This window comes from Amazonocrinis nigriterrae CENA67, assembly GCF_016056305.1.
In the GTDB taxonomy this organism is placed as follows: Bacteria; Cyanobacteriota; Cyanobacteriia; order Cyanobacteriales; family Nostocaceae; genus Amazonocrinis; species Amazonocrinis nigriterrae.
In genome coordinates, this window is record NZ_JAECZC010000102.1 from 193,087 (window position 1) to 205,452 (window position 12,366).

The window sequence follows — 12,366 nt, forward strand, 5'->3', positions numbered from 1 at the left end:
TTTGAGTAAGTCCTACTAACCCTTCTTGCTCTCATTTATCAATCAGTCGCTGCACCGTTCGCACAGATTTACCCAATTTGACTGCTGCTTGTTGGAGCCTTTCTTTGAGCATATGTTGTGCGATCGCTTGCTTCAAAAAGAACAGGGCTTGTGATGATCGCGTAGCGCGTCCTACAGCCCAATGTGACAAAACCCTCTGGCTGTAAACGGACGATCGCGGTTGTTGGGGTTATCTCTTCTTCACACCCCACACCCCACAACGCCAGTCCGAAGTGCTGAGTAGAAAGCCAGTTATTTCATTGCTCTGAGCAATCAGTACTGTCCTAAACTATGCTTCGACTGCTATATCTTCTTAAGTTGACACCTTGGCACAAGACTGCGCCCCTTCATCCTTCAACCCGGAAGGTAAGTCAAAATAGTTGAATAAGTTCCAGTAACCGACCAAACGATTTTGCTAATGAGAATTTGGGCTGCGATCGTTGTACTTACTTCTTCCTGGTTGATATCTAAAGCTATAGCTTCTGAGCCAATCAACGCTACTTTGGCTTTACCAGATAATGGTACGGTATCTTCTGGGTCAATCTCTCAGGCAAGCAATACTAAACCAATTACTGTCAGTAAAGCTGAGTTTGGGGTGCTGAGAATTGACTCCAATGGCGAAGGTAAGTTTACTCCTACTACCAGAGTGCTACTAAACCAGGGTGGCAAATACGGATGGCGTATTCAACTCAAAGACTACAAAGGTAAGGTAACATGGCGAGAAGTTCTACGATTGCCAAAAACCCCCCAAACCTGGGCTACAGATGATGGTGAAAACTTTTCCCTGTCACCAGACGGTCTGGAAGCTGTAACTAAGCGTACAGAATCAACTTCTGATGGTGTAATCGAGAACTTTTGGACGATCGCTCCTGGCGATCCAGGTGGTAAACATAGGATACAGGTTTACATTGATAAGCGTCTGATTGCTAATTTCGAGTTTGAAGTTATTTCTCTCAAGAAGCAATAAGAAGTTAATTTCTTCAATTGAAAAATTTCTCTCAATCAATTTTGGGAGAAATTTTCTTTTACACCTTAACTACGGACGGTTAAAGCCAAACGATGTCCCAGCAGTTCCTTGGCCCGTTCTGCCCTTTGGCATTCTTGCTGTTGAATCTCGTGGAAAAACTCGCTTAGTTCGATATCTCCCTGTTCTTCTGCATCTTGGTAGTAAATCTCATAAGTTGCAGCTCCTTCCAAAGCGTGGTAGAGGACGCTGATCAGGTCGTAGAGGTCGTTACTGGTTCCAGTACTTTCAGTGTTGCGATCGCCATTTATTGTGTTACTCATGTCATAGCCTCCAAATACAAATTTGTAGAGGTTCTAGAGTTGTGTTTTTCTAAAAAAAGTGAACAGATAATGATTGTTACCGAGAGAATTTTCTTTAGTTGTCTAGCAGTAAGTTTTATGTGGCAAAACTATCAGATTTGTAACGTTATCCTACAAAAGATATAATTCCTCTTACTTCTAGCTAACGAAGGTATTATTTTATCAACTACTCTTCCTTAATGAAGGTATCAGTATTAAATAGAAATGTGAGTAGGAATACAAGTGATTTAGCAATAAATAAATTATTCTCAATGAAGTAGGAGCAGGTTCACAAATATCCTCGCTTGCTCAAAAACAATATTTATTAACCCGCCCCTACTGATGACTGAAAAAGTGGGTGTGGGGTGTGGGGTGTAGGGAAAGAACACGCTCCCACACCCGCTGTTGACAGAGCAACTGTCTCACCAACGCACTGGCTCCTGATGACTGTACTCATTCGGTATTACTGCGATCGCTTCACTAGTACCAATACCTGAAACAATGACATCACTAACAAGCAGGCCAGAGAGTATCTTGGAATTAGAGGTTTACACTTGTTGAGTGGCGATCATGAATACAGAAGAATTTCAACGATTTATTGAAAAACAGCACTCATGTCCCCAGACGCTACCAAAAGCACTGCAAGCCTTGTGGTATGACAAACAAGGTGATTGGGGCAAAGCGCATGAAATAGTTCAAGATGCCAGCGATATGGATAGCGCCTGGGTTCATGCCTACTTACACCGCAAAGAAGGCGATTTGAGCAATGCTCGTTACTGGTATCGACGCAGCCAGCAACCAGAGTTTATAGGAACGCTAAACCAGGAATGGGAACAGATTACTTCTCTATTGCTGAAGAAGGTCAACACAACGCATGGATGTTGAACAACTGAAAAAACTTTATGCGGCAGGGGAAAAATATTTTCCAGCAGCGAACTTAAGTAGGGTCAGGCTGATTGGAGCCTACTTGCCTGGAATCAATTTATGGGGAGCAGACTTGAGCGGTGCAAACCTGGCGAGAGCTAAACTCTGGGGAGCGGACTTGAGTAGAGCTAACTTAGCCAAAGCGAATTTAACCAGAGCGAATTTGAGTGGTGTGAAACTAAATGAAGCAAATCTCCGGGGAGCCAAACTCAACAATGCTAAATTGTATGGAGCCGATCTAACTGGTGCTTATTATGATGAAAGCACCCGCTTTTCTAAAGGTTTTGACCCCATCAGCAAAAATATGCGGAAATTTTAATTGTCAGTTGTCAGTGGTCAGTGGTCAGTTGTCAGTGGTCAGTTGTAATTTTCTCCCCTGCTCCCCATCTCCGAAAGCTCCGAAAGCTCCGAAAGCTCCGAAAGCTCCGAAAGCTCCCCTGCTAACTTACACTTCCTCTGCTTCCGGAAGAGGAAAGATTTCCCCAGCCAAGTAAGCCTGAAAGTGCTTTTGGAAGTACAACCAAGAGGTCATATCTTCCCCATCTAGATAAGTTTTTGGAGCTTGTTTATACAAAGGAATGCGATTATTGATTTCATCTTGTAACAACTGAGGCAATTCTGTGAAACTATCTACTTTACTTCCGGCGGCACTATAAATAAGGTTACCGGGGCGATCGCCCATTTTCATCCAGGGAAGCCACTGACCAATGCGATCCCAACTCAGTCGGAGTTGAGAAACTGAAGGCAGTTCTGAGTTCAATAAATCTGCGGTTGGCACTGCTAGTTTAAACAATTCCGCTGCCTGATAAGTTGCTTGGGGACTGTATTCGGCAAACTGCGGATCTTCTGCCAGTGGATTAGGATATGTAGGAAAAATATCAAAAACGAAAGTTGTAGTGTCTCCCTCTACTTGCGCGGGAAATTTGCCTTTAAACTGACCCTGCACAGGATTATTGGCAACGTGTATTACTGGTAATATTTCCCCTGTCCAAGGATTTTCCCATTTTCGCAGAATCTCACTTGTTTGAGGATTGAGGTAGTAAGTCAGTTCCCTAGAAGTAAAATACCAACTACCTTCTGCTATGGGAATACACCTACTGATGCTCAACCCCAGCATCTTGAACAAAAGTTTTCTCTCCTCCTGGGGAATAAAGCTGTGAATTTTACCTGTCCAGATCACGAATGTGGATTGGCTAGGATCAAGGGAAGAACGAGTTTTCACCCATTGCTGAGCATCTAATTCTTTGAATTGGGCAACCATCTACAGCATCCTTAAGTATTTCAATAAACAAGAATACGTTCTAAATCACATGGCACTCAGATTAGGAGTTCAATGTATATAGCAAAGTGCTGAGGAACCAATGCGTTCGGTCGCCAGACAGACACGCACATGTGGCGTTGCTGAGTATAAACCCAGTTGTTGATTGGCTTTGAGCAATCAGCACTGTCCTAACCTTTGCTTCGATTGCTATAGTCTCAATTTTGTGTTGTCTGTTAAAACTATCCTCAGCAATATTTCAACTGTTCTTTGAACAGCTTGAGCTTATCTTTATCTAATTTGCCATTGCTGCGAACGCTGCATACATCCTAATCCAAAGTGTTTTTTTGTCACCCTACAACAGATCGTGCTGCTTTTTAGGCGATCGCAAAAGCATGGAAAAATCAAACTATATGCTTGGAAATCTTTATACCATACTTCATAACTTTTGTCAATTGCTAAGTCCTGATTTCAAACAGAAAAAAATTAATCCTTTAATTTTATGAATTTTTTTACTGTCTTAACTGTCTTCAAATTTTATTATTTAACTGTCTGCTTGACTGTTTTATCTAATAGTAAATTTTTGTAAAAAGTATTACTTTTATAGGTACAGAGATTCCGCAGATTGCAAGTAAATTGAGTACACCCCTTGCGAAAACCCGGACAAAACGCAAGGGACGAAAGCGGCGCTCTTGGTTTGACAGTGCTCAAACCAGGTTAATTTGTATAAAAAACCAGCGCAATTTTTTTAAAACAGTAATTATACTGAGTATATTTGGGTAAGGCGCTTGCGTTTTGTCTATTTTTACTCCCTTCCCGCTGTTAGATTAACAATGCAAATTTTTCTCCCCTGCTCCCCTTCGGTCGTGGGGGCCCCGAGTTCCCCATCTCCCCTGCTGTCTAAACGGTAATCTTGAGGTGGGAAAGGAGTAATTGAACCCTAGCAAGTTTTTGAATTAGCAAATAGCTCAGAAAGCTTAGTCTTCGTCCAACGCCGGAAAAATCTCCTCAAACTGCCACAATTCATCTTTATGATTGAGAAACCAGATACGAGCTTCAGGAGTCAATTGACCCCAAATAAGATCACCAGGAACATGAGGAGATGCATATCGATATTGCTGACCAAGTGATTTCAGATTTTGTTCCACGTCACGAGGAATACCGAACTCTTGCCAGTCAACTTCTACATGTCTTCCTGAGAGTCCCGCAGCCGGATCAAAAATTAACTGTGCAGCTCTGATTAAATCAGCGAAGTGTTTCGGTTTCAAACTAGCTAGCTGCTCAATTTGGAGTTGTTCGTTATGCTCTTGAGACATTTTCGCTGGAGTGGTGAAAATTAATAGTCCATTGAACTTACTGCCAGAGATTTTTATCCCAATGTCTCTAGTCTAGCGCAGAGTCGCTCTTGTGAGCAGTTCAGACTCAAACAAGTTATATAGCAAAGTGCGCTCGTGCTGAGTCCTGTAGACGCTTGGTGCAGCTACTCTTTTACTTCAAAGACGAAGACCGCGTAGCTTGCTTCCCCTTAGGGGTACGAGAACGCCTAACGGCGAACCCGCAGGGAGGAGCCACTGCGCGATCGCGCTTTGCCGACAGCCTTTGTATGTGGCGTTGCTGAGTAGAAACCCAGTTGCTTATTGGCTTTGAGGAATCAACACTGTCCTAACCTATGTGGCTACGGCTATATTTATACCGAATTGTATTCAAAGGTAGCGCAGAGAATCAGGTAGATGAGGAATGTTATACCATTCCACTCAATTACTGATACAAATTCTTTCTCCCCGGCTCAAGATCTGCCTATTGATATCAACATAATAGATTTATCATCAGGAACATTGGCTTGCCCCTGCTTAGGTAGTATGATTTATTTTTATTAATTCTAGTAGTTATTCTGGATATTATGAGTGATAATTTATTTGATTGTCTAAAATAATAAAAAATCACCGTTTTATCGTTCATCTCAAACTGCTATTTGGTCTTATTTGAGGTATTTTCTTACCCTTTGCAGAGAGAATCTTTATTAAGAAATGTGAATAATTATTCTTTGTCGCACCTAATAGAAAACTAAAAAGATTCTCTGGGAAATACTAGCTTTATAGAGCGATGTGAATAATAAGCTTTGTTGGAGGTAATAGCAATGATAGGAATATTCTGGTTTTCGATTTTTTGCTTTCTCTGGCTGATTGGCTTAACACTTTTGTTAGAAACTTGGTTCTATGAAGAAGAACAGGAGTTGTGACCAAAACTAATAGCATTTCACGAAATTATTGACACAAATCATTTTTCTTGCTCCCCCTGCGTCCCCTGCTCAAGAAAGCTTGTTATCTGTATCAATCTTCAGGTGATATCATGACCGCAAAATTATTTAGGAGATGTTTGTGGTGAGCGTAATTAAGTGTACAGGAGTTACGCAAAAATTGCTCCTAAGCTTAATTTATCGAACCGCCCTACCCTTCGGGAACGCAGGAGAGCGAACGGGTGACGCTCGCGCTTCTCGCGCTTCGCTGTTGAGATCGCTAGTCCCCCATCGTGACGGAAACCGCCAAGACGGGGGCTGGACTCACCAAGACGCCAAGAACGCCAAGAGTTCGTAGAGTGTGCGTAAGTCCTAGTGTAGACGTGTTCGCGAAGCGTTGCCGCAGGCTAGCGGTTTCCCGTTCCCCGAAGGGGTTGCCGAAGGCTAGGATAGCGAAGCAATCTTAAGGACTTTGCGATTGCTTCACTATGAAGAGCGCTTCGTACCCTGCGGGAAGGCGTTCCGCCAACGCAATTGACTTCTAATCAACCGGACATAATATAAAACGGTCTAAAGTGTAGGAGAGCCAGCCGCACTTCATCGGGTTTCCCGAATTGAGGAGCCACTGCGTTGTGGGGGTTACCCCCGAGCCTTTGCAAGTGGCGTTGGACTTGCGTTCTTCCTTAATTTCAGCACTGAGGAAAATTTTGAGATTTGTATACTACTTTGTCGTTAAGCTTTTTACTGTGTAAATTTGATACAGTAGAACCAGTTAACCCCACATAGCTGCAACTACAATGTGATATATGCACAATTTCCAGCTGCAAGAACTGCAAGCAAGATTACGCCACTAAATCAGGATTTTCTAGTCAACATTATGGAGCAAAGTCAGCAACCACAGCGCCGTGCCGCTGATGAGGAGTTTCAAGAATCTCTCGACCAATTGAAGGATATCCTACAAGAAAGTTCGACAGAGGATGAAGATACACCAAAATTACGTACTAGTACCAATGAAGTCGAACTCGATCAAGATTTTTCAGCTATTGATTTAGAGGCTTTTGAAGATGCAGTTGCTGATATTGAAAAATATTTGGAAGAAAGAGCAAAATAAAAGCACTGAGTAGGGCGGTGCAATTAAAGATAACTGGCTAGGGCTGTCATTTGTTATTTGTCAAAAGTCCTCTGTTACAAAGTTCTGATGGTCGCAAACCTACGCTCAACGCTAGTTCGCCTAAGTCGGCTAGGCTGGACGCTAGACGCTACAACAAAGGAGCCAGCCGCACAGTCAGGGTTTCCCGACAGTAGGGGCCACTGCGCCCTTGCTGGTTCCCCCCGTGTCTTTGCAAGTGGCGTCAGACTGTCTTCGTAACATAGTTTGGTTTATTTCCACCAACTGACTTAAGTGGCGTTGCTGAGTGTTAACTCCTAACTCCCAACTTCCAACTCCCAACTCTTAACTTTTGACCTTTTGCCGCTGTGCTTCATACAACATTAAAGCAGCTGCGATCGCCACGTTTAAAGATTCTACTCCCGGACTTAGGGGAATTTTCACTTGCTGATCTGCCATTGTGGCTAAATCTGCCGATAAACCAGCACCTTCATTGCCTAATAAAATCAAACTGGGTTTTCGCCAATCTATTTCCCAGTAAGTTAAACTTGCAGTGGGTAAGGTTGCTACTACCTGCATTCTTTGCTGCTGACAAAGTTGTACTGTGGCTTTTAAATCTTCACTAACTGCCATTGTCAGGCGGAACCATTGCCCAGCAGAAGCGCGTAGGACTTTGGGATTATCTAAATCTACACTATCTTCACTCAACCATAAACCGGATGCACCAGCAGCAGCAGCAGTACGAATGATTGTACCTAGGTTTCCTGGATCTTGCACAGTTTCCAAGGCCAGTACTATACCATTAAACGGCACTTGAGAAGAGCGATCGCTGCGTTTTGCTGTTGCCACTACACCGTCTGGTTGTACTGTTGTGGCCATCGCACTCAAAACTTCTTCACTCACAATTTCTGCCCGTTGGCAGCGACTACAAGCTTTTTCCCACAGTGAAACATGAGCAGCTTGCCATTGGGGAGTACAACACACTGCCACTAGGGGATAATTCACTGCACAAGCTTCCTCTAACAGGTGCGTCCCCTCCAGTAAAAACAGCTGTTCTTTATGCCGCTCCTTGGTAGAGTGCAATTTACGGATTTGCTTGATTAAAGGATTTTGTAAACTAGTCAACACGGTTTTAGATTTGAGATTTCGGATTTTAGAATCATCCCAAATCGGAAATCTAAAATCCAAAATTTATATGCGGAACCCGGGACTTGAACCCGGAAGCCTTGCGGCACTAGAACCTGAATCTAGCGCGTCTGCCAATTCCGCCAGTTCCGCTGGCATCAATGTTTATCGACAATTTCTTATTATTGCGTAATTCTCGGTGTTTGTCAAGTGCCATAGCCAAGAGTGTCGATAGAGATTATGGATAAAAAATTGGGAATTATTAGTAGTGGTTGAGTTTCCCTTAACCCAATTATTAAATATGGCAGGCAGATAATCGTACTTTTACTGAGTATTTACTGCTGTCATGGCGTATAATCAAAAGTTCTTCACTGAAATTGTCAAATGTCCATAACACTTACTGCTGCTTGCTTTCATTATTAAATTGCCACAAAAAAATTTTTTCTGGATGCCAAATGTAGCGTCAAAATTGTAGACAAACCAATTCTTTAATGTAGAATCAAAACCAACTTTAACCGATCAAATATGTATTCTTTTTGGAGGTAGCCTTATTAATCCTTCTAGCAGCTTACCAGATGCCAAACTGACTCCTGAAGCAGACTCCTCAGTCTTGCAAATATGGGGTGGGCATCCTTTGCAAGGTCATGTGAAAATCAGCGGGGCAAAAAATTCAGCACTGGTGATTATGGCTGGAGCCTTGCTGTGTTCGGGAGATTGTCGTATCCGCAATGTTCCTTTATTAGCGGATGTAGACAGAATGGGTCAGGTTTTATCAGCTTTGGGTGTTCGCCTCACACGACAAGGCGATATTTTAGACATTAATGCCAGGGAAATTACCACATCAAAAGCTCCCTACGAACTAGTTACCCAACTACGGGCAAGTTTTTTTGCCATTGGCTCAATTTTGGCAAGGCTAGGTGTGGCACAAATGCCCTTACCAGGTGGTTGTGCCATTGGAGCCAGACCGGTTGATTTGCATGTCCGAGGACTGCAAGCTATGGGAGCAGAAGTGCAGATTGAACATGGCATCTGTAATGCCTATGTCCCAGGTAGTAGTAAAAGATTAAAAGGTGCTAAAATTTACCTTGATATCGCCAGTGTGGGAGCAACAGAAACATTAATGATGGCTGCTACCCTAGCCGATGGCGAAACCATCATCGAAAATGCTGCACGAGAGCCGGAAGTAGTCGATCTGGCAAATTTCTGTAACGCTATGGGAGCCAAAATTCAAGGTGCAGGCACTAGTACAATTACGATTGTTGGTGTTTCCCAGTTACATTCTGTTGACTACAGCATTATTCCCGATCGCATTGAAGCAGGTACATTTTTAGTAGCTGGAGCCATCACCCGTTCAGAACTGACTTTATCGCCAGTCCAACCAGACCATTTAATCCCAGTGATTGCCAAGTTGCGGGAAATTGGAGTCACAATCATTGAGGAAGGGTCTGATACTTTACGCGTTCTCCCAGCCTCAACTCTCAGAGCAACAGACATTGAAACCTTACCGCATCCAGGCTTTCCCACAGACATGCAAGCGCCGTTCATGGCTTTGCTGACTTTAGCCGAAGGTGACAGCTTGATTAATGAATCTGTGTTTGAAAATCGCTTACGTCATGCTTCCGAGTTGAATCGCTTAGGGGCAGACATTCGCGTTAAAGGTAACACCGCCTTTGTCAGGGGAGTACCCTTATTATCTGGCGCACCTGTATTAGGTACAGACTTACGGGCATCAGCAGCCCTAGTTTTAGCAGGACTAGCAGCCCAAGGAAAAACCACAATTCAGGGATTGCACCACCTTGATCGGGGTTACGATCGCCTGGATATGAAGTTACAGCAATTAGGAGCTAAAATCCTGCGTGTGGGCGCACCAGCAGATACACAATTGGCACCCAATACCAGTGCTTCTACATCGTCGATTGCAACATAAGGGAATTGGGAATTGGGCATAGGGCATAGGGCATTGGGAATTATTTCTCCCTCATCCCCCCATCCCCCCTGCTTATCGTTATACTAACTGTGGGAGGCTGTTGATATTTCGTTTTTCCAGTTTGCTACACCATGTCTTTCTTCAAAACGCCGCTAATTGGTTTAAAAGCTGACGCATTTCGTCATCCCTTAGACTTAGAAGCTACCAAATCGCTCAAGCAAATACCAGGTTTAGACTTGATGGTGCGGAATTGGCTCGGGCCAATGGTAGAGCAGGTTTTTTATGTGGAAAATATTGCCTCCAGCATTCTGGTGGGTGAAAACCAACTGCCTGATTTACACAAGCTATTGTTAGAAGCCTGCAAAATTCTGGATATTGAGCCTCCCCAGTTGTATGTCCGGCAGCATCCTGTTCCTAATGCTTATACCTTTGCTATGCGGGGTAAACAGCCTTTTGTTGTGTTGCATACCTCGTTGATTGATATCCTCACACCAGAGGAAATACAGGCAGTGATTGCCCATGAACTAGGACATCTCAAATGCGATCATGGTGTTTACTTGACACCTGTGAATATATTAGTCTTAGCAGCAGCAATAGTACCCAATATCGGAACTATTCTTGCTCAAGCTATACAAGTACAACTTTTAGAATGGGTACGCTGTGCTGAGTTTACCTGCGATCGCGCCGCTTTATTAGCCACCCAAAATCCCAAAGTTGTGATGTCGGTATTGATGAAGTTGGCTGGCGGTTCACCCATCTTAGCACCACAACTTAACCTCGATGCCTTTGTCGCCCAAGCCCGTGCTTACGATGATATCAGCAAGACTGAACTGGGTGAAATGGTGAAAGCAGCCCGCACAGCTGAATTAACTCATCCAGTTCCAGTATTGCGGGCGCGAGAAATTGACCGTTGGGCAAGCAGCACGGAATATCAATCTTTATTACAAGGTCACGGATTGAAGGATACTAGTGACGCCTCACCCAAAGGTGGCTGGCGCAACTGGTAAAGCCGAATGGCACTAAGATAAGCTAAATCCTTGATACTACTGGCTTTGGGGTGTGGGGGAGCCAGCCGCACAGGAAGGGTCTCCCGACTTGAGCGGACTGGCGTTGTGGGGTGTGGGGAATTCAAAAGAAAGAATTTCTGACAAGCTACTCGTACATTGAACGGCTATTAACACTACACCCACTCAGCCATCCCCAACACCCTCTTTCGTAATATAACGTAATGTTGCTTAATATAATTATATAGATATAACCAAGAGACTTAATACTTCGGTGGCAATGAAATTATTAGATTGTGCCTCACTCATAACCGCTATCTTTATTACTTACGCCTAATGTGAATTAAAGAGGTAGAGACTGGAAAGTGAGAACATTAATGCCAAAACGGGGACGAAGTAATAGACGTAGAGTGTGAGATGCAATTTTTGCAGCAATATGGACACAAAAACCATCAACAGTTTTGTTGAGTAAGCGTTCAGGATTACGCCCAGTATGGGTGAATTTCGTGAAAAACACCTTCTATGGGTTGGCGGACACGACTTTCAAAACGCTTCAAAGCATCAGAATGTTGAAGATGCTGGTTATCGCGCTTGTTTGTCCAGATGCGATTGCCAGTGCGGTGGGCGTAGACGCGTTGGCGAAGCCTTCTCGTTCGCGTTAGCGTCTCCGAAGGAGAAGAGTAGCGGCTTGTCGCTAGACATCGCTCGCTCGCTGCCTGCCAGTCGGCAGAAATAAATCCCTTATCTGCGTAAATATCGCTATGTCGTACTGTTGATAAAACACCATTAGCAGCAATTCTCTCATCCGTATTAGCAGGCACAAGGTCATAAGCAATGGGAATTCCATTCCATGTTGACAGCATCACGCTTGTTGTACCCAAAATAGCTCATTTCCCTAGCAGCACACCGACCAGGAGCAGCATTTCCAGCGAAATCACTACATCGCTTGTCTCGTTTGAGTCCCAGTACTGGTAACGGTTTGGTGTCGAGAAGAAAATATTTTTCACTTTCTCCAACCAATTCCTCCACCCAACTGCGGCGTCAATTCTCTAACATCCCATCTCATTTGCGTAGCCGACGATTAAATTGACTTTGGTCAAGTAAATTAGGAAACCATTCAAAGTAATTTCCCCTGATGAAACCAAGAAATTGGGTTTCTCCAGGAAATGGCAGATAATCCATCAATAGAGCCAGTGTCATGATTTCACTATCGCTCATACTTGCTTTCACCCCTGGTTTTAATAGTGTTATGCTTTTTACTTGCTTTTGACACCAATCATCGACCACTACAAAGATTGTTGTAATTACCGTTCCCAAGTCTATGCTAGTCATGGGGGAAGTCTGAGTTGAAAAGCTGCTAACTTTCATCTTCTTACTTCTCCCGCCTTTTTTCCTAATTCACATTAGGCGTGAATTAAAAATTAGTATTATGACTTATTC

The 12,366-nt window shown here is 43.5% G+C and carries 14 protein-coding genes and 1 tRNA gene; 7 read left to right on the forward strand and 8 right to left on the reverse strand.

Annotated elements, in window-relative coordinates; all coding sequences use genetic code 11:
* Positions 1 to 31: 31 nt before the first annotated feature.
* A complete protein-coding gene (locus I8748_RS32245; protein ID WP_198128542.1) occupies positions 32 to 190 on the reverse strand; it encodes a hypothetical protein in 159 nt (52 codons plus the stop codon).
* Between the two features lie 267 nt (positions 191 to 457).
* Between I8748_RS32245 and I8748_RS32250 the strand changes: the two genes are divergently transcribed.
* Positions 458 to 1,006, forward strand: a complete 549-nt coding sequence (locus tag I8748_RS32250) for a hypothetical protein (RefSeq protein ID WP_198128543.1) — start codon at positions 458 to 460, stop codon at positions 1,004 to 1,006.
* 65 nt (positions 1,007 to 1,071) lie between these two features.
* On the opposite strand, the gene I8748_RS32255 is transcribed toward I8748_RS32250, so the two are convergent.
* Positions 1,072 to 1,326, reverse strand: coding sequence for a hypothetical protein (locus I8748_RS32255; protein WP_198128544.1), 255 nt, complete (start codon positions 1,324 to 1,326; stop codon positions 1,072 to 1,074).
* A gap of 588 nt (positions 1,327 to 1,914) precedes the next feature.
* On the opposite strand from I8748_RS32255, the gene I8748_RS32260 reads away from it, so the two are divergent.
* Together I8748_RS32260 and I8748_RS32265 are read left to right on the forward strand one after the other, a co-directional pair.
* Entirely contained in the window at positions 1,915 to 2,229 is a 315-nt protein-coding gene (locus I8748_RS32260) for a hypothetical protein (protein ID WP_198128545.1), read from the forward strand.
* Entirely contained in the window at positions 2,219 to 2,587 is a 369-nt protein-coding gene (locus I8748_RS32265; RefSeq protein ID WP_198128546.1) for a pentapeptide repeat-containing protein, read from the forward strand. Before I8748_RS32260 ends, I8748_RS32265 begins: the two co-directional genes overlap by 11 nt.
* A 126-nt stretch (positions 2,588 to 2,713) precedes the next feature.
* Here the strand turns inward: I8748_RS32265 and I8748_RS32270 are convergent, their stop codons facing one another.
* Positions 2,714 to 3,529, reverse strand: coding sequence for a DUF1838 domain-containing protein (locus I8748_RS32270; RefSeq protein ID WP_198128547.1), 816 nt, complete (start codon positions 3,527 to 3,529; stop codon positions 2,714 to 2,716).
* Between the two features lie 974 nt (positions 3,530 to 4,503).
* Positions 4,504 to 4,842: a hypothetical protein gene (locus I8748_RS32275; RefSeq protein WP_198128548.1), complete on the reverse strand. Its 339-nt coding sequence runs from the start codon at positions 4,840 to 4,842 to the stop codon at positions 4,504 to 4,506.
* A gap of 158 nt (positions 4,843 to 5,000) precedes the next feature.
* Between I8748_RS32275 and I8748_RS32280 the strand changes: the two genes are divergently transcribed.
* Together I8748_RS32280 and I8748_RS32285 are read left to right on the forward strand one after the other, a co-directional pair.
* On the forward strand, positions 5,001 to 5,144 hold the full coding sequence (locus I8748_RS32280) for a hypothetical protein (RefSeq protein ID WP_198128549.1): 144 nt from the start codon (positions 5,001 to 5,003) through the stop codon (positions 5,142 to 5,144).
* A gap of 1,495 nt (positions 5,145 to 6,639) precedes the next feature.
* The gene (locus I8748_RS32285; RefSeq protein WP_198128550.1) at positions 6,640 to 6,873 is read left to right on the forward strand and encodes a hypothetical protein; all 234 of its coding nucleotides are present in this window, start codon (positions 6,640 to 6,642) and stop codon (positions 6,871 to 6,873) included.
* 342 nt (positions 6,874 to 7,215) lie between these two features.
* On the opposite strand, the gene I8748_RS32290 is transcribed toward I8748_RS32285, so the two are convergent.
* Together I8748_RS32290 and I8748_RS32295 are read right to left on the reverse strand one after the other, a co-directional pair.
* A complete protein-coding gene (locus I8748_RS32290; protein WP_198128567.1) occupies positions 7,216 to 7,998 on the reverse strand; it encodes a TrmH family RNA methyltransferase in 783 nt (260 codons plus the stop codon).
* A gap of 68 nt (positions 7,999 to 8,066) precedes the next feature.
* Positions 8,067 to 8,148: transfer RNA gene (locus I8748_RS32295), tRNA-Leu, on the reverse strand.
* A gap of 397 nt (positions 8,149 to 8,545) precedes the next feature.
* Between I8748_RS32295 and murA the strand changes: the two genes are divergently transcribed.
* A complete protein-coding gene (gene murA / locus I8748_RS32300) occupies positions 8,546 to 9,922 on the forward strand; it encodes a UDP-N-acetylglucosamine 1-carboxyvinyltransferase (RefSeq protein WP_198128568.1) in 1,377 nt (458 codons plus the stop codon).
* A gap of 131 nt (positions 9,923 to 10,053) precedes the next feature.
* Positions 10,054 to 10,929, forward strand: coding sequence for a M48 family metallopeptidase (locus I8748_RS32305; protein WP_198128551.1), 876 nt, complete (start codon positions 10,054 to 10,056; stop codon positions 10,927 to 10,929).
* 479 nt (positions 10,930 to 11,408) lie between these two features.
* Here the strand turns inward: I8748_RS32305 and I8748_RS35535 are convergent, their stop codons facing one another.
* Together I8748_RS35535 and I8748_RS32315 are read right to left on the reverse strand one after the other, a co-directional pair.
* Positions 11,409 to 11,807, reverse strand: a complete 399-nt coding sequence (locus I8748_RS35535; RefSeq protein ID WP_225896612.1) for a transposase — start codon at positions 11,805 to 11,807, stop codon at positions 11,409 to 11,411.
* Between the two features lie 181 nt (positions 11,808 to 11,988).
* Positions 11,989 to 12,258: a hypothetical protein gene (locus I8748_RS32315; RefSeq protein ID WP_214662747.1), complete on the reverse strand. Its 270-nt coding sequence runs from the start codon at positions 12,256 to 12,258 to the stop codon at positions 11,989 to 11,991.
* Between the last annotated feature and the right edge of the window lie 108 nt (positions 12,259 to 12,366).